The organism is Pseudomonas putida (assembly GCF_002906855.1).
Classification (GTDB): Bacteria; Pseudomonadota; Gammaproteobacteria; order Pseudomonadales; family Pseudomonadaceae; genus Aquipseudomonas; species Aquipseudomonas putida_N.
Map to the genome: position 1 here is coordinate 822,762 of NZ_MINI01000038.1, position 22,173 is coordinate 844,934.

General features: G+C 59.0%; 18 protein-coding genes. 10 read left to right on the top strand and 8 right to left on the bottom strand.

Annotation, left to right across the window (positions count from 1 at the left end; translation table 11 throughout):
- The first annotated feature begins 87 nt into the window (after positions 1–87).
- Positions 88–414 carry a DUF1820 family protein gene (locus BGP85_RS16350; RefSeq protein WP_103448847.1) on the top strand — a complete coding sequence of 109 codons (327 nt, stop codon included), beginning with the start codon at positions 88–90 and terminating at the stop codon, positions 412–414.
- A 3-nt stretch (positions 415–417) separates the two neighbouring features.
- Here the strand turns inward: BGP85_RS16350 and BGP85_RS16355 are convergent, their stop codons facing one another.
- The 4 genes from BGP85_RS16355 to BGP85_RS16370 form a co-directional block, all read right to left on the bottom strand.
- Positions 418–963, bottom strand: a complete 546-nt coding sequence (locus BGP85_RS16355; protein WP_103448848.1) for a tetratricopeptide repeat protein — start codon at positions 961–963, stop codon at positions 418–420.
- A gap of 198 nt (positions 964–1,161) precedes the next feature.
- Entirely contained in the window at positions 1,162–2,445 is a 1,284-nt protein-coding gene (hemL, locus tag BGP85_RS16360) for a glutamate-1-semialdehyde 2,1-aminomutase (protein WP_103448849.1), read from the bottom strand.
- A 17-nt stretch (positions 2,446–2,462) separates the two neighbouring features.
- Positions 2,463–3,086, bottom strand: coding sequence for a thiamine phosphate synthase (gene thiE / locus BGP85_RS16365; protein WP_103448850.1), 624 nt, complete (start codon positions 3,084–3,086; stop codon positions 2,463–2,465).
- 13 nt (positions 3,087–3,099) lie between these two features.
- The gene (locus tag BGP85_RS16370) at positions 3,100–3,897 is read right to left on the bottom strand and encodes a hydroxymethylpyrimidine/phosphomethylpyrimidine kinase (RefSeq protein ID WP_103449865.1); all 798 of its coding nucleotides are present in this window, start codon (positions 3,895–3,897) and stop codon (positions 3,100–3,102) included.
- Positions 3,898–4,162: 265 nt separating this feature from the next.
- Between BGP85_RS16370 and BGP85_RS16375 the strand changes: the two genes are divergently transcribed.
- The 4 genes from BGP85_RS16375 (at position 4,163) to BGP85_RS16390 (ending at position 10,114) form a co-directional block, all read left to right on the top strand.
- The gene (locus BGP85_RS16375) at positions 4,163–6,154 is read left to right on the top strand and encodes a sensor histidine kinase (protein WP_103448851.1); all 1,992 of its coding nucleotides are present in this window, start codon (positions 4,163–4,165) and stop codon (positions 6,152–6,154) included.
- A gap of 117 nt (positions 6,155–6,271) precedes the next feature.
- Entirely contained in the window at positions 6,272–7,924 is a 1,653-nt protein-coding gene (locus BGP85_RS16380) for an acyl-CoA dehydrogenase family protein (RefSeq protein WP_103448852.1), read from the top strand.
- 84 nt (positions 7,925–8,008) lie between these two features.
- Positions 8,009–9,472, top strand: coding sequence for an AMP nucleosidase (gene amn, locus BGP85_RS16385; protein WP_103448853.1), 1,464 nt, complete (start codon positions 8,009–8,011; stop codon positions 9,470–9,472).
- Between the two features lie 6 nt (positions 9,473–9,478).
- Positions 9,479–10,114, top strand: coding sequence for a pseudouridine synthase (locus tag BGP85_RS16390; RefSeq protein ID WP_103448854.1), 636 nt, complete (start codon positions 9,479–9,481; stop codon positions 10,112–10,114).
- A 4-nt stretch (positions 10,115–10,118) separates the two neighbouring features.
- Here the strand turns inward: BGP85_RS16390 and BGP85_RS16395 are convergent, their stop codons facing one another.
- Positions 10,119–10,322, bottom strand: coding sequence for a DUF2788 domain-containing protein (locus BGP85_RS16395; protein ID WP_103448855.1), 204 nt, complete (start codon positions 10,320–10,322; stop codon positions 10,119–10,121).
- Between the two features lie 52 nt (positions 10,323–10,374).
- A complete protein-coding gene (locus tag BGP85_RS16400; protein WP_003249795.1) occupies positions 10,375–10,851 on the bottom strand; it encodes an Lrp/AsnC family transcriptional regulator in 477 nt (158 codons plus the stop codon).
- A 391-nt stretch (positions 10,852–11,242) separates the two neighbouring features.
- Between BGP85_RS16400 and BGP85_RS16405 the strand changes: the two genes are divergently transcribed.
- Positions 11,243–12,073: a DUF6515 family protein gene (locus tag BGP85_RS16405; RefSeq protein WP_103448856.1), complete on the top strand. Its 831-nt coding sequence runs from the start codon at positions 11,243–11,245 to the stop codon at positions 12,071–12,073.
- Between the two features lies 1 nt (position 12,074).
- Here the strand turns inward: BGP85_RS16405 and BGP85_RS16410 are convergent, their stop codons facing one another.
- Positions 12,075–12,944 carry a cation diffusion facilitator family transporter gene (locus BGP85_RS16410; protein ID WP_103449866.1) on the bottom strand — a complete coding sequence of 290 codons (870 nt, stop codon included), beginning with the start codon at positions 12,942–12,944 and terminating at the stop codon, positions 12,075–12,077.
- Between the two features lie 25 nt (positions 12,945–12,969).
- On the bottom strand, positions 12,970–13,389 hold the full coding sequence (locus tag BGP85_RS16415) for a hypothetical protein (protein ID WP_060509604.1): 420 nt from the start codon (positions 13,387–13,389) through the stop codon (positions 12,970–12,972).
- 115 nt (positions 13,390–13,504) lie between these two features.
- Here BGP85_RS16415 and hrpB point away from each other — a divergent pair, with 115 nt between their 5' ends.
- From hrpB to BGP85_RS16435, 4 genes are all read left to right on the top strand, one after another.
- Positions 13,505–15,988: an ATP-dependent helicase HrpB gene (gene hrpB / locus BGP85_RS16420; protein ID WP_103448857.1), complete on the top strand. Its 2,484-nt coding sequence runs from the start codon at positions 13,505–13,507 to the stop codon at positions 15,986–15,988.
- 98 nt (positions 15,989–16,086) lie between these two features.
- The gene (locus BGP85_RS16425; RefSeq protein ID WP_028698519.1) at positions 16,087–17,580 is read left to right on the top strand and encodes a site-specific integrase; all 1,494 of its coding nucleotides are present in this window, start codon (positions 16,087–16,089) and stop codon (positions 17,578–17,580) included.
- On the top strand, positions 17,570–19,462 hold the full coding sequence (locus tag BGP85_RS16430; RefSeq protein WP_103449867.1) for a hypothetical protein: 1,893 nt from the start codon (positions 17,570–17,572) through the stop codon (positions 19,460–19,462). Before BGP85_RS16425 ends, BGP85_RS16430 begins: the two co-directional genes overlap by 11 nt.
- A complete protein-coding gene (locus tag BGP85_RS16435; protein WP_028698521.1) occupies positions 19,462–21,513 on the top strand; it encodes an integrase in 2,052 nt (683 codons plus the stop codon). The genes BGP85_RS16430 and BGP85_RS16435 overlap by 1 nt, the downstream gene beginning before the upstream one ends.
- Positions 21,514–22,173 lie beyond the last annotated feature (660 nt).

The following is a 22,173-nucleotide window of genomic DNA, read 5'->3' on the forward strand; positions in this document are numbered from 1 at the left end:
GTTGCTACAGGCCGTGTACCTGCGCAGGCCAGGGCCTGCTCTGCTATGATGCGCGCCTTTTCTTACGCATGTGTTATCCCGCCGAACATGAGCAAACGCGAACCCGCCATCTATAAAGTGATCTTCCTCAACCAGGGGCAAGTCTTCGAGATGTATGCCAAGCAGATCTACCAGAGCGACCTGTGGGGTTTTCTGGAAATCGAAGAGTTCGTTTTTGGCGAACGCACCCAGGTGGTGGTCGACCCGAGCGAAGAGAAGCTGAAAAATCAGTTCGAAGGGGTGATCCGCAGTTTTGTGCCAATGCATTCGATCGTGCGCATCGATGAGGTGGAGCGCCTGGGCACGGCCAAGATCAGCGAGGCCAAGGCCAGTGGCAATGTGATGCCGTTCCCCATGCCGATGCCGGAGAAGTAAGAATCAGGGAAGTGGTGAGAACGGCGTGCGCCCTTCGGCGTTTTGCAGTTCCAGCAGGTATTTGCGGAAGATCTGGCCTAGCACCTGGGTGGCGTGCTCCAGCTCGTCGCGCGGCATTTGCTCGGTCACTTCGTCGGCCATGTCCAGCGCATCCTCGGCGCCGTTGACCGCGGCCATCTTCAGCAGGATATAGGCCTGCACGTTGTTGGCCTTGACCCCTTCGCCATGGAAGAACATGGCGCCAAGGCGGTACTGGGCTTCGGCGTGGCCTTGCAGCGAGGCCTTTTCGAACCAGTCCAGGGCCTTTTTCAGGTTTTTCGGCGTTAGCGTGTAGTAGTACTCGCCCAGCTCGAACTGTGCCTGGGCGTCCCCGGTCGCCGCTGTCTCCTCGCAAGCTTTCAGCGCGTTCTGCAGGTCTTCTGGCTGAACATTGAGCGTGCAGCGCCCCGTTGCCGGAATCAGCAACGAGTTACCGCCCTCCGCCATAGCCAGCAGGGGCTGAAGAAGCAACAGGCAGCCCAAGGTCAGGGCGCGGCCGGTGCGGTTCATGGGGATCGACTTACCTCTGCAAAGCTGCGGCCAATGTCTCTGGTGGCACATTATGGGATAAGCAGCGCCAACCTTACAAAGTTTTACGCGAAAAACTGTCCGGGTGGGGAAGATAACTGATTGTGCAGGGGCTTTTATTGCCTGTGCCGGTCTCTGTGGAGCGGCTTAAGCCGCGAAGAGGCCGGCACAGTTGCCACATTACTTCAGTGCAGCGAACGCCCGCTCAGCCGCATCCAGGGTGATCTGCAGCTCTTTCTCACCGTGGGCGATTGAAGTGAAGCCGGCCTCGAACGCACTCGGCGCCAGGTACACGCCACCGTCGAGCATCAGGTGGAAGAAGCGCTTGAAGCGTTCGGCATCGCTGGCCATCACGTCGTCGAAGGTGACGATATCGTCGGCACCGCTGAAGTACAGGCCGAACATGGCACCTGCCTGAGTGGTGACGAACGGCACACCCGCAGCATCGGCACGTTGCTGCAGGCCATCGAGCATGCGGCTGGTGAAGGCGGTCAGTTCGTCATGGAAGCCTGGGCGGCTGATCAGCTTCAGGGTGGTCAGGCCGGCGGCCATGGCCAGCGGGTTGCCCGACAAGGTGCCGGCCTGGTAGACCGGGCCCAACGGGGCGATGCAGCCCATGATTTCGCGTTTGCCACCGAAGCAGCCGACCGGCATGCCACCGCCGACGATCTTGCCGAAGGTCGACAGGTCTGGCTTGATGCCGTAGTAACCCTGGGCGCCGCCGAGCGAGACGCGGAAACCGGTCATCACTTCGTCGAAGATCAGTACCACACCGTGCTTGTCGCACTGCTCGCGCAGGCCTTCGAGGAAGCCTGGCGCCGGCGGTACGCAGTTCATGTTGCCGGCCACCGGCTCGACGATGATGCAGGCCACGGTCTGGCCGACTTCGGCGAGGGTCTTCTCGACCGCAGCGATGTCGTTGAACGGCAGGGTCAGGGTGTGCTTGGCGAAGTCCGCCGGTACGCCTGCCGAACTGGGCACGCCTTGGGTCAGCAGGCCGGAACCGGCCTTGACCAGCAGGCTGTCGGAGTGGCCGTGGTAGCAGCCTTCGAACTTGATGATGGCGTCACGGCCGGTGTAGCCGCGGGCCAGGCGGATGGCGCTCATGGTCGCTTCGGTGCCGGAGCTGACCATGCGTACCATTTCCATCGACGGCACCAGCGAGCAGACCAGGTCGGCCATCTCGGTTTCCATCGCAGTCGGTGCGCCGTAGGACAGGCCGTGCTCCAGCTGGCGGCGTACCGCATCGAGCACGTCCGGGTGGCCGTGGCCGAGAATCATCGGGCCCCACGAGCCGACGTAGTCGACGTAGCGCTTGTCATCTTCGTCGACGACGTAGGCGCCTTCGGCATGCTTGAAGAACAGTGGGGTGCCGCCGACGCTCTTGAAAGCGCGGACCGGCGAGTTGACGCCGCCAGGGATGTGCTTCTGGGCTTGGGCGAACAGGGCTTCGGAACGGGACATGGGATCTTCTCTCGAAATCAGGAAGCGAACAGGGCGTTGAAGGCGCGGGCGCGGCGGGTGACTTCTTGCGCGCTGTCGGCACCAAACAGGCCGTGGATCACCGCCAGCAGATCGGCGCCATGGGCGATCAGCGGGGCGGCGTTGTCGAGGGTGATGCCACCGATCACGGCGATCGGCAGTTTCACCTGGGCGCGGGCCTGTTCCAGCAGATCGACGTTGGCAGCCGGCGCACCGGGCTTGGTGACGGAATTGAAAAAGCGGCCGAAGGCCACGTAGCTGGCGCCTTCGCTGGCAGCCTGGGCGGCCAGCTCGAGGCTGGCGTGGCAGGTGGAGCCGATGATCGCCTGGCGGCCGAGCAGCGCGCGAGCCGGTGTCAGCGGGCCGTCGGTCTGGCCCAGGTGCACACCGACGCCCAGGCGCGCGGCCAGTTCGGCGTCGTCGTTGATGATCAGCTGGGTGTTGTAGCGCTCGCAAAGCTTCATCAGCGCTTCGGCCTCGCGCAGGCGCCGGGCGGCATCGTCGCTCTTGTCACGGTACTGCAGCAGGCACACACCGCCTTCCAGCGCGGCTTCGACGTGAGACAGGAAACGGCCGGCGAGCAGCTGGCTATCGGTGATTGCGTACAGGCCGCGTAGCTTCATTTAAAGCCTCGTATCAGGAGCAGAAATCCAGGGGCAGGCGGCGCGGAACGTACTGGCCCTTGCCCAGCTGTTCGGCATCGCGCAGGGTGCGCCAGGTGTAGTCCAGGGCGCTTTTCACCGCGCTTTGCAGTTGCTCGCCAAGGGCCAGCCGACCTGCCAGGGCGCTGGCAAGGGTGCAGCCCGAGCCGTGGTAGCTGCCCGGCAGACGCTGGCAGGTCCAGGTGTGGCTCTGGCCGTCGCGGCTGTACAGGCGATTGTGGATTTCATCCTCGTCGCCGTGACCACCGGTAATCAACAGGTGTTTACAGTACGGCAACAGTTTTTCGGCACACTCGTCGGCGGTGCCTTCAGGCAGTTCGGCCAGAATGCGCGCCTCTGGCAGGTTCGGCGTGGCGATGGTCGCCAGCGGCAGCAGGCGTTCGCGCAAGGCATAGCCGACTTCGTCCTTGCCCAGGCGGCCACCGCCACCGGCACGCAGCACCGGGTCGCAGACCAGCGGCAGGTGCGGGTGGGCACTGAGCAGTTCGGCGACGGTGTCAACCATGTCGATCGAGCCGAGCATGCCCAGCTTGACGGCGGCGACCGTGGAGTCGGCCAGCACGGCATTGGCCTGGGCCAGGACCCACTCGCGGTCGAGCACGCGGAAGTCGGAAACGTTGACGGTATCCTGCACGGTCAGGGCGGTCACGGCAGGAGCGGCGTGACAGCCTTGGGCGATCAGGGCTTCGATATCTGCCTGCAAGCCGGCGCCGCCACTTGGGTCGTGGCCGGAGAGACAGAGGACAACGGGGCGGGAGCTGTAGGTATTCATGGTCGGCGAGCTTACCACCAAACCCATTTGTGCGGATCGTCCTACAAACGAGATTTGTTGATCGAGCGGTCAGATTATTTTGTTAATTTTCTTTGAAAGCATTGTTCTAGAGCCTTTTCTTTGAAAATCACAGTAGCCCGTCGACAGCGTTGAAAGCTATGCTAGAGTGCTCGGATAACTCGACAAACGGGCTCTGCCGGATTTCGTCGTCTCAAAAGGATCGGAGGCCATCGCGACGCGACCGGACAAGCCATGCTGGGGCTGTATGCGCTATTTGCTGATTGTGCTTCTGGGCTTGCTGCCCGTGCTGGCCGGAGCCGTCGAATTCGACGAGGCGACCCGGCACCTTCCATTGGGCAAAATCATGCAGGTCTATGAGGACCGTGATGGTAGCGCAAGCATTGCCCAGGTCAGCGCGCCGATCTTTGCCAGCCGTTTCCGCACGCATCACCAGGACGTGCTGAACGCCGGCTACTCGACTTCGGTGTTCTGGCTCAAGGTCGACCTGCACTATGTGGCCTCTGCCGATGCGCAGCCGCGCCAGTGGTTGCTGGAGCTGGCTTACCCTCCCATGGACCATATCGAGCTGTACCTGCCGGGCAGCGATGGCACGTTCCGCCTGGCCCAGCGTACCGGCGACGCCTTGCCCTACGACAGCCGGCAGATACGCCAGAACAATTACCTGTTCGAATTGCCGCTGCAGCCCGGACAGTCGATCACCGCCTACCTGCGCCTGCACAGTCAGGGTTCGGTACAGGCACCGCTAGCGCTGTGGTCAGCCGAAGCCTACATGGAAGACCAGCCGACCCGCCTCTATGTGCTGGGCATGATCTATGGCGTGCTGCTGGTGATGGCGGTGTACAACCTGTTCATCTACCTCAGCGTGCGAGACGCCAGTTACCTCTACTACATCCTCTACATTGCCTCGTTCGGCTTTTATCAGGTGTCGGTCAACGGCGCAGGAGTTGCCTACTTCTGGCCTGACAGCCCGTGGTGGGCCAACGCCGCGACGCCGCTGTTCATCGGCGCTACGGGCCTGTTCGGTTGCCAGTTCGCGCGCCACTTCCTGCAGTTGGGCAAAATCAGCCGCAGCTTCGACCGGCTGCTGCAGCTGTTGATGCTCGGTGGCGTGCTGGTGATGGTGTTGTCGGTGAGCATGCGCTACGGAATAGCCTTGCGCATGGCCACGGTGCTGGCCCTGCTGTTCACTGTGGGTATCTTTGCCGCAGGGTTGTATGCCTGGGTACGTGGCCTGCGTGTGGCGCGTTGGTTCATCATCGCCTGGACGGCATTCCTGCTTGGCGGGCTGGTCAATACTCTGATGGTGCTGGGTTACCTGCCCAACCTGTTCATCACCATGTATTCCAGCCAGCTGGGCTCGGCGCTGGAGGTGGCATTGCTGTCGCTGGCGCTGGCCGACCGCATCAACAGCATGCGCGAACAGCAGGCGCAGACCCTGCGTGATACCGGCGAGGCGTTGGAGCAGATGAACCAGCAACTGGCCAGGAGCAATCATCTGAAGGACGAGTTCCTCGCCACCGTTACCCACGAACTGCGCACACCGATGAATGGCGTGATCGGCTCGCTGGAATTGATGCACACACTGCCCATGACCGCCGAGATGGCTCAGTACCATCGCACCGCAGTCGGCTCGGCCCAGGACATGATGGGCATGGTTGACGACATTCTCACCTTGACCGAGCTGCAGGCCGGCCGCATGCGCCCGCAGGCGCTGCCGTTCAGCCTGCGGCGCACGCTGCAGGACCTGCGTGCCGGCTATGCCGGAACAGCCCTGGGCAAGGGTTTGTACCTGAGCCTGGATATCCCCGCCGAGCTGCCCGACGAGTTGCTGGGCGATGCGCAAAAAGTTGCCCGCTGCCTGGGCTGCCTGGTGGACAACGGCCTGAAGTTCACGCATCACGGTGGAGTGATGGTGCAGGTCCGTGGCCGTCGCCTTGGCCCGGACAGCCTGGCGTTGACCTTCACCATCAGTGACAGTGGCATCGGTTTCGATGACCTGGACCAAGCGATTCTCTATCAGCGGTTCTTCCAGGTGGATGGTTCGATGACCCGGCGCTACGGCGGGCTCGGTATTGGCTTGTCGATCTGTCGGCAGTTGGCCGAACTGCTCGACGCCAAACTGTCCCATGAGTCGACGCGTGGGTTGGGGAGCCGCTTCGAGCTGACTTTGAATGTGGCGATTGCACAGGTGCAGATCCCGCCGGGCAGAGTTGTGTCGGGTGCTACTCGATTCTGATTCAGGGGGCTTTTCCAGGGCTGCTGGCCACATGTTTAGTCATTATTGTCACTTTGACTGACCCGCAGGGAGTGCTTCACTGGGCCTTTCAGGCATGCCCGGATCCAGGAGCTCCCAATGAACCTGCACCAGTACGCTGAAACCCACGAAGTCACCAACCAACCGCCGTCACTCGACGGTGCCAACCTGTACCGCCTCGACCTGCCGCTGCAGGAGTGGTCGCGGCGTTTCGGGGCCGGTTGGGCCGAAGCGCGGATCGACGCCTATGGTGCCTTGGCCGGCGGGCCGTTGATGGCCGCAGGCTTCCTGGCCAATGCGCACAAGCCGGAATTCAGCAGCCATGACCGCTACGGCCATCGCATCGACCTGGTCGAGTTCCACCCCGCTTATCACGAGCTGATGCGCACCGCCGTCGAACACGGCCTGCCATCCTTGCCTTGGGCCGAACCTCGCCCCGGCGCCCATGTGGCGCGGGCGTCGATGACCTACCTGCACAGCCAGGCCGAGGCCGGTAGCGGCTGCCCGCTCACCATGACCTTTGCAGCCGTGCCGGCTTTGCGCTTGCAGCCCGAGCTGGCCGAATACTGGCTACCGAAGATCCTCGCCCGCGAATACGACCCGCGCAATGTCGGTGACCGCCACAAGGCCGGTGTGACCCTTGGCATGGCCATGACCGAGAAACAGGGTGGCACCGACGTGCGCGCCAATACCACCCGCGCTTATCCGGTCGGCAGCCCCGGCCCGGGGCAGGCCTACGAACTGGTCGGGCACAAGTGGTTCTGCTCGGCACCGATGAGCGACGCCTTCCTGACCCTGGCGCAAACCGACAAGGGCCTGAGCTGTTTCCTGCTGCCGCGCCATCGGCCTGATGACAGCCGCAACCAGTTCTACATCCAGCGCCTGAAGAACAAGCTGGGCAACAGCTCCAACGCCTCCAGCGAAGTCGAGTTTCGCGGTGCCCTGGCGTGGATGGTGGGAGAGGAGGGGCGAGGCGTGCCGACCATCATCGAGATGGTTGCCATGACCCGCTTCGACTGCATGGTCGGCTCCAGTGCGTTGATGCGCCAGGCGCTGACCCAGGCGGCACACCATTGCGCCCATCGCAAGGTCGGCGGCCGGGTGCTGAGCGAACAACCCCTGATGCAGAACGTGCTGGCCGACCTGGCCCTGGAAAGCGAGGCCGCTCTGGCCCTGAGCCTGCGAATGGGGCAAGCCCTGGAGCAGCTCGACGATCCGCAGCAGGCGCACTTCGCGCGGCTGGTCACGGCGGTGGGCAAGTACTGGATCTGCAAGCGGGCACCGGCCATGATCAACGAGGCCGCCGAGTGCCTGGGCGGTGCCGGTTATGTCGAAGATAGCATCCTGCCACGGCTTTATCGCGAAGCGCCGGTCAACTCGACCTGGGAAGGTTCCGGCAACGTGCAGTGCCTGGACGTGTTGCGGGCGTTGTCCAAGGAACCCGGGGTGCTCGATGCGCTGTTCGCCGAGCTGGGCGACGGGCACGGCGACCCGCGTCTGGCCACGCATATCGGCAACCTCAAGGGGGCCTTCGCCGATACCAGCGATATCCAGTACCGGGCACGTCAGTTGACCGAGGACATTGCCTTGGCACTGCAGGCCAAGCTGTTGCTGGAAGCAGGCAATGCCGTGGTCAGCGATGCCTTTATCGGGAGTCGGCTGACCGGTGGCGGGCGGGTGTATGGCGCCTTGCCGCGTGGCATCGATGTCGGGGCACTGGTGGCGCGGGCGACACCGGCCTGGCCAAGTTGAATATGACGGCTGACCACCGGGGATGTATTTAGCAACAAAGGCAGGCAAGATGGCTGACATGCATTTCCAGACAGGAAGCCCAGTGTGAGCCAAGCTTTTGTAGTCGTTGATACCCCCGAACAGGCCGTCGACCGTCTGGCGGCCTTGCATGAACAGGCCACCGGGGCTCTGAGCCAGGCCCTCAAGCGTTACCTGAAGGACCGTACCGAGCCGGGTGCCGACGAGCGCGCCTTGTACCGCTACCCGGCACTGCGCCTGACCTATTACAGCCACGGTGAAGTGGCCGCCACCACGCGTGCCTATGCCAAGGTCCAGGTGGCGGGCACCTACAGCGTCACCGTTACCCAGCCTGCGGCATTCCGGGGTTACCTGCTGGAGCAGCTGCGCCCGTTGATGCATGACTACACGGTGACCGTGGAAGTCGGCGTCAGCGAGCAGAACATCCCGTACCCCTATGTGGTCGACCAGGGTGATGAGCTGGCTGGCAGTGGCATCACCGCCGCCGAACTGGCGCGGGTGTTCCCCAGCACCGACCTGTCCGCAGCTACCGACAACATCGCCGATGGCCTGTGCGACTGGGGCAATGCCGAAACCCTGCCACTGGCGCTGTTCGATGCCGCCCGCGTGGACTTCTCGCTGCGCCGCCTGGTGCATTACACCGGCAGCGACTGGCGCCACGTACAGCCTTGGATCCTGCTGACCAACTACCACCGTTATGTCGACCAGTTCATCAGCCACGGCCTCGAGCAGCTACGCGAAGACCCGCGCTTCGTGCGCATGGTGCTACCGGGTAACGTGGTGATCGAAAAGGGCATGGACCACGGCGAAACCCAGGCATTGGTGGCCAGCGTGGTCTGGCACCGCTATCAGATGCCGGCCTACCACCTGATCGCTGGCGACGGTGATGGCGTGACCCTGGTCAATATCGGCGTCGGCCCGTCCAATGCCAAGAACATTACCGACCACCTGGCGGTGCTGCGCCCGCACTGCTGGCTGATGATCGGCCACTGTGGTGGCCTGCGTCAGTCGCAGACCATCGGCGACTATGTCTTGGCCCACGCCTACATGCGCCGCGATGGCATTCTCGACCGTGTGGTGCCGCCGAACATTCCGATTCCGGCCCTGGCCGAAGTGCAGCTGGCGCTGCAGGAGGCTGCGGCACAGGTTACCGGCGAGCGTGGCGAAGAACTGAAGAAGCGCCTGCGCACCGGCACCGTGCTCACCTACGATGACCGTAACTGGGAGCTGCGCTGGGCCCAGGAACGACCGTTGATCAACCTGTCGCGTGCCGTGGCGGTGGACATGGAAAGCGGCACCATCGCTGCCCAGGGTTATCGCCTGCGGGTGCCATACGGCACCTTGCTGTGCGTCTCCGACAAGCCGCTGCACAGTGAAATCAAGCTGCCGGGTTCGGCTAATGCCTTCTACAACCGTGCGGTCAGCCAGCACTTGAAAATCGGCATCGCCGCCCTCGACCTGCTGCGCACCGAGCTCAATTCGTTGCACTCGCGTAAACTGCGCAGCTTCGATGAGCCGCCGTTCCGCTGAGGATCCATGCCACTGCCACCCCGTTCCAAGCCGCGCCGCCCCCAGGCGCGGCCTGTCGGCCCCCGTCGCCAGCCCAAGGCGCCACCGGCCGAGCCACGCCTGATCCTGTTCAACAAGCCATTCGACGTGCTGACCCAGTTCAGCGACGGAGAAGGGCGCGCGACGCTCAAGGATTTCATCGACATCCCGGGCATCTACCCGGCCGGGCGGCTCGACCGAGACAGTGAAGGCTTGTTGCTGCTGACCAACGATGGCGGGCTGCAGGCGCGTATTGCCGATCCGAAGCACAAATTGCCCAAGACCTACTGGGTGCAGGTGGAAGGCGAACCGAGCGACGAACAGATCCAGCGATTGCGCGATGGTGTGGAGCTCAATGACGGGCCTACGTTGCCTGCTGAAGCCCGGCGCCTCGACGAGCCCGAGCTATGGCCGCGCAATCCGCCGGTACGTTTTCGCAAGAGCGTGCCGACCAGTTGGCTGGAGCTGGTGATTCGCGAGGGGCGTAATCGCCAGGTGCGGCGGATGACTGCTGCAGTGGGCTTGCCGACCTTGCGCCTGGTGCGGGTGCGGATTGGTGAATGGGCGCTGGATGGGCTGGAGCAGGGGTGTTGGCGCGAAGTGGCCCCGAAGCTCACACGTTAACGGCCTAGACCCCTTCGAGAAACGCCACCACCACGCTCTTGATGATGAACGCCAGCACTCCCAGGCCGAGCACGAAGAACAGGATCAGCGTGCCAAAGCGCCCCGCCTTGGACTTTTTCGCCAGGTCCCAGACAATGAAGCCCATGAAACCGATCAGTACGGTGACCAGCACGATCATCATCCACTCTTCGAATACGGCGGGATCCATCTGTGTTCTCCAGGCAGGCTGAGCTTGCGATTATACGCGGGCGAGCGGGCGTTTAGCGCAGGTGGGTCAATGGCAGCTCGGTGCTCGCCAGTACCTGATTGAGCACGAAGCTCGAACGCACGCTGGTCACGCCTTCGATACGGGTCAGGCTGCCCAGCAGCAGTTTCTGATAGTGGTCCATGTCCGGCACCACCACCTTGAGCTGGTAGTCGGCATCCATACCGGTGACCAGGCTGCATTCGAGCACCTGCGGCAGATTGCGGATGGCGGCTTCGAAGGTTTCGAAGCGCTCCGGCGTGTGCCGGTCCATGCCGATCAGCACGTAGGCGGTCAGGCTCAGGCCGAGCTTCTTGCGATCGAGAAGGGCGACCTGGCGTGAGATATAGCCGTCGTCTTCCAGTTGCTTGACCCGACGCGAGCACGGCGATGGCGACAGGCCGATGCGCTCGGCCAGCTCCTGATTGGAGATGCGCGCGTCGCGCTGCAATTCGGCGAGGATGCTCAGGTCGTAGCGGTCAAGTTTGCTCATGGAAAAGGCCTTTTCTGTTCGGATTGCGGTGAATTATCGATCCAGGGTTAAAAATTGCGCAAGTGCTATTTATCTGAGCAATCTTCGCAATCCTCTGCCGCAGCCTATCCCGTATCGTTACCTACAGAATCACTGCCCGGACATCAGTCCACGGCGACGCGCCCTAGGCGGGCGGTCGCGGCCAGCCATCCAACAGGATCTGCAGGCCCCCGGGCTACACAGCTTCCAGAAGACGCTGTGAGGTGAGCCGGCGCCACAAGTGCCGAGCACGGACGACAATTCTCAAAGGGAGGCCAATGGCCTCCCTTTTTTCATGTCCGCGATTTCATCTGTCCGTGGTACCAGCGCGGTAGACTGGCAGCATGCCGTTTTCTTTACCGTGAGGAACAACATGAAGTCGCGCATCTGGCAGTTGGCAGGTGTTGGTTTGCTGGGTTTGAGCATCAGCCTCGGGGCCATGGCCGAAGGGCCGGATGAGGGGCATGGCGAAGGGCATGGCAACGAGGGTGGCCCTGGCCGCCCGCTCAACTCGCGTGGCGAAGTGCAGCAGACCCAGCCCGCGCGGCAGGGCTATTACCAGGATATCCCCCGACATAACGGCGACAACCGTCATTGGCAAGCTGGCGGCCCGGGGCAACGGCCCGGCGGCGACTGGCAGGGGCGCCCGGATGGCCACGGCAATGGCTGGGGCCCCGGGCCGCAGTATCGCCCAGGGCACACCATCGATCACTTCCCGGACCGCTACTGGAAGGTGCCGTACCGCGGCAATGACTACTTCTACTCCGGTGGCTACTGGTACCGCCCGCAGGGTGGCAGCTATGTGGTGGTGACCCCGCCTTACGGCGTGCGGGTCAACTACCTGCCTTCCTATGCGCGGGAAGTCTGGCTGGGCGGCGCACTGTTTTTCCTGGTGGCCGACACCTATTACCAGTACCTGGCCGACAGCCAGGAGTATGTCGTGGTCAACCCGCCCGCCATGGCCCCGGCCCCGTTGCCGGCGGCAGCCCCGGCCAGCAACAGCTACGACGTGATTGCCTACCCGATGTATGGGCAAGGGCAGGAGCAGCAGGACCAGGACCGCTACCAGTGCCACCGCTGGGCTGTGAGCCAGTCAGGCTTTGACCCGGCAACGGCACCCTATGCGCCACCTGTCGAAGTGGCGAGCAATTACCGACGGGCGCTGAGTGCCTGCTTCAGTGGCCGAGGCTATAGCGTCAACTGATTTACACCGGATCGGCATGCACCATCACATCCGCCCGTGGATAACGCTGGCGGATGACTGCCGAAGCCTGCACGCACAGGTCGTGGGCTTCAATCAGTGGCAGCTGCCCCGGCAGCTCAAGGTGCAGTTGCACGAACCACTGGTTGCCCGACACCCGCGTACGCAGGTCATGTACGCCTTGCACGCCGGGAATGCCCAGGACCAGCTCGACCATCCCTTCGCCAATGTCGCCGGGCAATTCCTTGTCCATCAGGGTCGCCGTGCTTTCGCGGGCGATCTGCAGGGCACTCCAGAGGATGTAGAGCGCGATGCCGAGACCGAACAGCGCATCCAGCTGCGGCCAGCCGAAGCGCGCCAGCAGCAGGGCGAGCAGGATGCTGCCGTTAAGCAGCAGGTCGGAGCGGTAATGCAGCGAGTCGGCGCGCACCGCAGTGGAACCGGTCAGGCGAATGACCTTGCGCTGCAATGCCAGCAAGGCCACGGTAAGCGCCAGCGACAGCAGCATCACAGCGATGCCGATTGCTGTGTCGCCCAGCGGTTCGGGCGCTTTCAGTCGCTCGACAGCCTGCACCCCGATCAACACCGCGCTGACCCCGATGAACAGAGCCTGGGCCATGCCCGCCAGGGCCTCGGCCTTGCCGTGGCCGAAACGATGGTCGTCATCGGCCGGGCGCAGGGCGTAATGCACGGCGAGCAGGTTGAGGAACGAGGCAACGGCATCCAGTGCCGAGTCGGTCAGCCCGGCCAGCAGGCTGACCGAGCCACTCAGCCACCAGGCGACGGCCTTGCTTATGACCAGAATGCTGGCCACCGCCAGCGATGCGCGGGTGGCCAGGCGCAGCAGGCGCTGGTGTTCGGTCGGGGTAATCATGCCCAGGGTCATGTCCTTGTGAAGATCAGGCTGCAGGTACCAGACCCAAGGCCGCCAGCTGCTCGACGCTGCCGCGGTGCTGGATCAGCCGTGGGTCATCCAGCGGCAGGCGCTGGCCCAGTTCGCTTTCCAGAATGGCCTGCAGCTTGAGGTTGTCGACCTTGCCATCGGGGCTTACGGCGTCACGCAGTTTTGCCGGGTCGACCTGGGCCGTGTGCCCGCCCTTGTAGTAGATGGCGCCCGTGGCGAAGTCGATGCCAAAGGCGATCAGGCCCGGGATCACATAGAACAGGATGCCGATGGCGTCCATCGCGGCAACCACGGGGTCGATCTTGCCGCCAATCTGGCCACGGCGTTCGGGATAGAAGATGGTGCCGCAGGCCGTCAGCTGGGTCAGCAGGGTGACGATCAGGGCGCCACCAATGACGCGGGATGGGATGCGCATGTAAATCTCCGAAAAGTATTCAGCAGGGCAAGCGAAGCGCCAGCACCTGAAGCTAAGACCATGATAGAGCAGGCTGGGTTCGCCGTTATACTCGCCAGACTGTTCGAGGACCACCATGATTTCTTTACCGATCGATGCTGTCTTGCCCGCCTTGCGCGAAGCCTTGGAAAACCGCGACGAAGCCGTGCTCGAAGCGCCCCCCGGTGCGGGCAAGACCACCCGCGTGCCGCTGGCGCTGCTCAACGAGCCGTGGCTGGCCGGGCAGACCATCCTCATGCTCGAACCGCGCCGGCTGGCTGCGAGGGCGGCGGCCGAGCGCCTGGCCAGCGAACTCGGTGAAAAGGTCGGTGAAACCGTCGGCTACCGTATCCGCCTGGACAGCAAGGTCGGGCCGAACACACGCATCGAGGTGGTCACCGAAGGTATCCTCACCCGCCGTTTGCAGGCCGACCCGGCACTCGACGGCGTAGGGCTGCTGATTTTCGATGAATTTCACGAACGCAGCCTGGATGCCGACCTGGCCCTGGCGCTGAGCCTCAATGCCCGCGAGCTGTTGCGTGACGCCCCTGCGCTGAAAATCCTGCTGATGTCGGCGACGCTGGAAGGCGAGCGCCTGTCGCGCTTGCTGGGCGACGCACCGGTGGTGAGCAGCGAAGGCCGCATGCACCCGGTGGATATCCGCTGGGGTCGTCCGTTCCAGCCGGGCGAGTTCATCGAGCCGCGGGTTGTGGACAACGTGCTGCTGGCATTGGCCGAACAACCCGGCAGTGTGCTGGTGTTCCTGCCTGGCCAGGCCGAGATCCGCCGTGTGCATCAAAGTCTGCAGGACGCTTTGGGTGAGCGGCCGGATGTGCTGCTGTGCCCGCTGCACGGCGAACTGGACCTCAATGCCCAGCGCGCCGCCATCGACCCGCCGGCCGAGGGCTTGCGCAAGGTGGTGCTGGCCACCAACATTGCCGAAACCAGCCTGACCATCGACGGTGTTCGCGTGGTCATCGATGCCGGCCTGGCGCGCGTACCGCGTTTCGATCCGGGTAGCGGTATGACCCGCCTGGACACCCAGCGAATCTCCCGCGCAAGTGCCACCCAGCGCGCCGGCCGGGCAGGGCGCCTGGAGCCCGGGGTGTGCTACCGCCTGTGGTCCGAAGCCCAGCATGACCAACTGGCCGCCCACGGCAGCGCCGAGATCCTCCAGGCCGACCTCGCAGGCCTGGCCCTGCAGCTTGCTCGCTGGGGTGTTACCCCTGACCAGTTGCGCTGGCTAGACCAGCCGCCGGCAGCCGCCTTCTCCCAGGCCCAGGACCTGCTGGCGCGGCTGGGCGCGTTCAAGCCGGGCAGCCGCGACAACCTCAGCGACCACGGCCAGGCCATGGCCGAGCTGCCGGCTCACCCACGTATCGCTCACCTGCTGTTACGTGGTCAGGACCTTGGCCTGGCAACGATGGCCTGCGATGTCGCCGCCTTGCTGGGCGAGCGCGATATCCAGCGCGGTGGCGGCGCCGACCTGCACAGTCGCCTGGCGCTGGTCAGCGGCGAAAGCAAGGCCAATCGGGGTGGTCAGGGTGGCGTGCAGCGTGCACGGCAACTTGCTCGGCAATACCGTGGCCTGTTGCGCGGCAAGGCCGCAGCGGCGGTTGCCGACCCCGATCATCCGCGCTGGCTTGGCGCCTTGCTGGCGCTGGCCTATCCCGACCGGGTTGCCCAGCAGCGTCGCGAGGGTGGCGCTGAATATCGCTTGGCCAATGGCCGTGCCGCCTTGTTCGCCGAGGTTGACGCGTTGATGAAATGCCCGTGGCTGGTGATCGCCGACCTCGGTAGCCGCCAGGGCCATCGGGATGAGCGCATCTACCTGGCGGCCGAGTTCGACCCGGCGCTGCTTGACGATGTGCTGGCCGAGCAGGTCGAGCGCATCGACATCCTCGACTGGGACGAGCGCGAGCAGGCGCTGCGTGCCGAACGCCAGACCAAGGTCGGCGAGCTGGTGCTGGGCCGCGAACCGTTACCCAAGCTGGATGATGAAGCCCGGGCCAAGGCGCTGCTTGGCCTGGTGCGGCGCAAGGGCCTGAACCTGCTGACCTGGACTCCGGAGCTGCGCCAATGGCAGGCGCGGGTGGCGCTTTTGCGCCAACTGGATCTGGACAAGGAGGGGCAAAGCGAATGGCCCGATCTGGGTGACGAGGCACTGCTGGCGACCCTGGAAGACTGGCTGCAGCCCTACCTGGGCAAGGTTTCGCGTCTGAGCCATTTCGCTGCCCTGGACCTGTCATCAATCCTGCGCAATCTGCTGCCCTGGCCATTGCCACAGCGGCTGGACGAATGGGCACCAGCGCATCTGGCAGTCCCGTCCGGCTCGAACATCCGCCTGGACTACAGCGACACCCCGCCGATTCTTGCCGTGCGCTTGCAGGAGCTATTCGGCTTGGCTGATACCCCGCGTATTGCCCAGGGGCGCCAGCAGGTGAAACTGCACCTGTTGTCACCCGCGCGACGGCCAGTGCAGGTGACTCAGGACCTGGCCAACTTCTGGCGCACGACCTATGCCGAAGTGAAGAAGGACTTGAAGGGGCGCTATCCCAAGCTATCATGTCTCGTTAAATGAAAGTGTTTATCGTGAAACATTCTGACATTGACTGATATCTTGTTTTTCTTACGCATAACATTCAGGCTTGACACTCGAAGAATGGGTGGGGCGGTTTGGTGGCAGCGTTTGAAAATCCGGCACACAAAGGCCGCATTGTAATAATCCCCGAAGTCAGCGAAGTTTTTGCTGAACTGCACGTTAGTAATGAACCTTCTAATTCAATGCCAGTAACTATTAATGGCATTAGTGAAAGTATCATTGCTTATCAAGTAAATGAGGCGGCGCTTCCTGATGCGCTCACTAGGGCTGTATATAATCTGCCGTTTATCTTTCATAAAGATGGCACTCCGTGGATAGAGGCAAATTCTTTCCTGCTTAGTTTGATTCAGAACAAGCATGCACAGAATCGCCCAACAGATGATGCGAGAAGAAAGGCAAGTCGCCTTCTCGATTATTTGATGTTTTGTGAAAGCCATGGTATCGACTGGCTGGACTTTTCTGGGCGACGCCTTCCGCAGCGACCAACATACAAATACCACAGATATCTGCTCGATAATCCAAATCGCGGTGCGGCGGTTGCCAATCAATATACGGGTGTGGTTTATCAGTTCTACAAGTATGTGTCTAGATTTTGGCATGATCTAGATATAGAACGTGTTGATACAGTTAAGCAAATAAGTATCTATATTGAAGGGGCTCACGGGTTCCAAAAGAAGGTAACTGTAGAAAAACGTAGCCAAACCAGAGCATTAGCGCCGAAAGCCCCTACGCCAGCTGGATTTGTTAATGATGAAGGTGAGCTTCTACGGCCTTTAACGAATGTTGAGCTAGCGCATGTTGTGAAAGTAATTGAAGGCGACGCTTGGACAGCTCAAGAGCGACTGATCGTCTTGTTCGCGCTTATGACAGGCGCGCGCAAACAAACCGTGCTGACGCTGAGAGTGAGGCATGTTGAAGCGCTAGCGAATGGGTTGCTACAGCCAGATGGCTCCTATCTTTTGAAGGCTGGCCCTGGTACTGGGATCGACACTAAATTTAGTAAGGCTCAAAACCTATATGTCCCTCAGCAATTGGCTCAGGACTTGCTGACGTATTTGCGAAGCCCCTTTGCTATAAAAAGGCGTGAAAAATTCCAATCTGAGTTTACCCTAAACCATCCAGGGCTTGAAAAAATTGATGATAAGGATATGTATGTTTTCTTGTCTGAGCAGTGTAATTGTTATTACATGGCGTCGACGGATCCGAGGTACATGTACGCGAAGTCACGACCAGTAGGTGCTGTTGCGAACACATTGAAGAAAAAACTTTTAAGAAAAGCGAATAAAGAGCTTTCCACGGAATTTACATACCATTGGCTTCGTGCGACGTATGCATATCAGATTTATCAACGACTAGTTCCCCGGATAGCTGACGGTACACTTCAGCCCGGAGAAGAAATCACAATTATTCAAGCTCGGCTTCATCATGAAAGGCGTGAGACGACGGAGAACTATCTTAAATTGTTCTTGATGACGTCCGAGAAGATCAGTGCTCAAGAAAGCTACGAGAATGTGCTTTTCAAAATGTCTGGTTACAGTGACTTGATTTTGGATAATGTTGATGTCGGCTAATCGTGTGCCTCGTAAAATCCACGCTATTGATTTGTCCTATGTTGGTCAAGAACATGAGATTCTCCATCCTGAGAGTTTAGCTCTTTCACTGTCAAATCGAGTTTCGGCCTTAGATATCGGCGTGTTCGTATATTCTGTGCGTGAAAAAATACGGGGAGCTGGATATTGGGTGGATGAGAGCTCGCTGATTCCTAGTCGACGGAAGATGGTCATCGCCTGGCTTGACAAAATGTGGTCGTCAGGCACTAAAGGGAATAGCATTGAGACTGACGTAAAGAATTTTGAGTACGCAATAAATTGGTGCGATGGGTATGGTTACCGTGATGTAATGTGTACGCCTGAAGGCGCTCAGCGTGCATATATGGCGTTCACCAGCTATCTGTATCAGGAAATCGCCAGTGGCCAAGCGAAGCCACTAAGTTGCCAAGCCCGTCAAACTATTCTTCGTAGAGTTCTGGCGTTGCAATTTCCGGAAGACTATGGGTACATAATCGCAAGTGCTCCACCAATAAAAAATCGTCGTGAAGGTCTGGAACCGCCTGATGAAGACGACGTAAAGCTATACATAGACATCACACTAAATATTGCGCTATCTGTATCAAGGTTCTTGGTGGGTTTTCAAGCCTTCCCTCTAAGATTCGATACCAACGAATATCATACGTATTTTTTTCCAGGTACCGGTAAATTCATTACTCCATTGACAGAGGGTGAACATGGTTATTCTGCGTACGATTACCGAGAGGGCCGCCTCCTTACTATCGAAGAGCTAAGTATAGCTAAACCTGAGGCTAGACTAGCTGACCTGCGCGAAACTCTTAAGCGAGCTCAGCGTGTGATTGATGATGCAAATGCGGATTCCCATCATCAATTTAGGGTAAGGCTGGCAGGCCTCGCCATGAAGGCTTACGCGTGTCTTATAAACTTAGTGGTCGGAGCCAACTCCGGTGAGGTTATACAGTTTCTTTACGAAGACGCCCTTGAAGTTGTCCGTTCTCCTTTGAAAAAAGAGCTGTCAGCAGTGAAATTGAGAGCGAAGGGGTTAGTAGTTAACCACTCTATAGGCAGAGGGCCTGGCATGAAGCTTCTGCGCGAATATCTTGAGTTTCGTAGCTGGATCCTGAACGGCCGCTCATCAGAACTGCTTTTCTTTCATGTAGTTGATGGTCGAGGGCTGCCGTCCACTGATTTCCCTAGTCTCGAAAATAATTTCTCCACGAAATTTTATAACAAATTGCAAGGGGTTTTTGTTAGTAATAGTTCGAAGAATATTCCACCTAGGCTTGTCCGCAAGTTTAAGAGTTTGACTCTGCACCATCTGCGTCATTCGCCAATGCTGGTGAGTGCAGTGCTTAACCATACTGAGCGCACGAATGCGCAGTTTTACAGTGGAGTAACTGATAAACAGCAGAAGGAAGAGTTTGGAGGGTTCTGGGCCTCAATGCTGGAAGCAGCCAAGCGCTTTAGTTCTGAAAGCCAAGTGGGAGGGATACCTATTGCTGCAGGCCACTGTGACGGTTTGAATGATCCAGTGGCAGAAATTCCCGTGGTTACTATTGAACCTGATTGCAATAGCCAGTATGGATGTTTGTACTGTATACATTACTTGGTGCACTCTGATGAGGCTGATATCCATAAGCTGATGAGCTTCAAATATGTAGTCGAAGCCATTAGGGAAAATGCTCCGAATTTTGAATTCTCCGAAGAAGTTTTAAAAGGCGTAATCGTCCGTATTAGTTTTATTTTGGAGGGGATTTCAAAAAGATCCAAGAGTGCGTCTGATTTGATAGGGGTTATGAATAAGAAGGTTTTTGAACTGGGTATCCTCACTCCTTTCTGGGAGCGCCGCTTACAACGCTATGAGAAAATGGGGATCTACATCTGATGAAAAACTTTTTTGATGAATTGAATCAGGGGTTACAGGTTGCAGAAGTTATTCAGCAATCGCATGGCAAAAGCTGGAGGCCTTCGGCGGACTTTGTTCTTTGTAGGGATCTTGAGGGAAACCCGACAGCTGTCTTTGGTAAGCCTTATTGGGACTTCAATCCAATGCGGCTTAGAGCTAACAAAATCTGGGCCATTCGCTTTGATGGCGTGTTTGGCACAAGTGGCACAGCTCAAAACTCACTGACCGAGGAGATCAAGTGGATTCTTTTTTGTTTGCTTTTTTTTGTCAGCACTGGCCATATTGGTCGGATGAGCGTAAGTATGCTGTCACAGTATTTTCTAACACTGCGTACCGCTGCGCGATTTTGCTATGAGAAGGGTGCTGGTGAACTGGCGGGAGTGATTTCCCTACAAGAGCTTCTTACCACGCCTGCCTACTTGACGGCATACGCTCGCTGGATGAAGGTTAATGAGGTTGGAAGCACGCAGCGCAAGCTGATGCGAGCCCTTCTCGGCCATCTGGTGAGCGTGGGCGAGGATCGGCTTGGCTATAAGTTACAGGGGGTATTTGATATCGATTTCGATATTGATGAAGACGCTAAACAGCACCCTGTGATTCCGACCAAAATCTATCTTGCTGTAATCAATGCACTTGGTCTGTCTCTTGATGTTCTTTATGATCATCGCGAGCCGCTTGAGCAGTACTTGGGCGAGTTCGATAATCCTCGTTACGGGTATACTCATTATCACCAAAAAAAGGTCAATGGAAACAAAGCCCCTAAATCTTATGAGCCAGTCTTCGAAGAAACTTTGAAGATTCATAAGATAGAGTCTCTGTTCAGTGGTGATTTCTCATGCTCAGGAAGAGGCGTTTTGTCATCAACTGTTTTGAAGATGCAGTGGGTAGCTAAGACGGTTATTCATTTGTATACAGGCATGAGAGACCAGGAGGTGTTGCGATTGCCTTACGATTGTATCGATCAAGACGAAGTGGTGTCAGCTACGCTCGATGAGGGTGGCTTGGCACGGGATAAGCCCATCATAGTCAAGGTTTTGTCTACCACTACTAAGTTTACCGGGTATCGTAAAACAGTATCTTGGTTAGCCACTGATGAAGCTGTTCGCGCGGTAGAGGTGGCCCGTGCCATATGTCGTGGTATTTCCAAGTTGTACGGTGTTGACCCTAAAGCAATGCCGCTATTCTTAAATCCGGCCATCATTAATCGTGCTCAAACTGAAATCGGCGTACCGTTTTGGAATGATGTTTCGAAGCCGGACTTCCTGCTGGAAGGGTTTATTATAACTCCATCTGATTTAGAAGAGTTGCAGCTCACCGACCCCAGTCGTGATTTTTCAAATGAGAAATTTTTCCAGGTAGGGAGCCCATGGAATTTCACTAGCCATCAGTTTCGTAGGTCACTGGCATTCTATGGCAGCAGCAGTGGTTTCATATCCATGCCTAGCCTTAGGAAGCAGTTCAAGCATTTGTGTACTCAGATGACACGTTACTATGCCAATAACTTTGAGCTTCTCAAAACGATATTTGGATACTATGACGAGAAGAAGGGTGAGTACGTACTTCCTAAGACTCACGTTCTCTTTGAGGTGCAGACCGGTGTGCCAATGAACATCGCATATGATCTTTTGGCACATGCATTTGGAGATGACGCTCCTCTGTTTGGTGGAGTTGGTAGCTATATTTCAAATCAACGTGGCAAATTAGAAAGCGGTGATGTGCATATAGTTGACATGCGAAAGGAAACGGAGAGGCAGGCTGCCGATGGCAAGATCTCATACCGTCCGACCTTGCTAGGTGCATGCACACGAACTGGCAAATGTGAGCACTTCCTACTCGGTGCGGCTGTGAGCTGTCTAAGTTGCGCTGATGGCATTATCGAGAAGGAAAAACTCGACGAAGCTATCGAGGATAACGAGCGTGATCTCGAATTGTATGAGCCCGGAAGTGGTGAGTATCAAGTTGTACAGTATGAGCTGAGCAATATGAGAAAATTCAGGGAGCGTCTCATTCCAGCAGTGGAGGTAGCCTGAGATGGCGAGTGATGGTGTAAAAGCCTGCGTAGAGGCATTTGAGCGTCTTAAGGCTGGGAAGCCTCACGTTGCTGCTCACGTTGGACTTGATGGCACGAAGATCACTGCTGGGATCGTCAGCTTTGAGGCCGGTTTCGACAGAGGCTACCTCAAGAGAAAGAGACCCAGTCACCAGGCCTGAATTCATAGAATAAGCGCAACGCTTGAAACGAGAGGCAGAGAGCCAGCCACCGGTAGAATCCAGGCTCTCACACCGAAGGATTCAAGCGCAGATGAGTAGCGAGGATCAATCTACGCCCGCGCAAGCGCTTGGGCTGGAAGACGCCGTACGAAGTGCATACAGGGGTGAGCGTTGCACTTATGTGTTGAATTCAGGAGGCATTGATTGCTCAGATTGAGGCGTTCCGCACTAGCTTCGGTAACTTGGCTGCCTCAAAAACTCTTCAGATAAAGCGCGCTAACGATAAGGTCGTCAAGGCTCGTAGTGAGCTGGATGTAGTGCGGGAGCAGTTGTATCAAGTGATGACGCACAACATCCAGCTTGTAGAGCGGGTGAGGCTTTTGGAGGATCAGTTGAAGCGTCTATCCAACGTCAAGACCATGCCGAAGCGAGAGTAGCGCCGGCTAGGCGAGGCGCCCCTAGCAAGGTCGCCTTAGCTT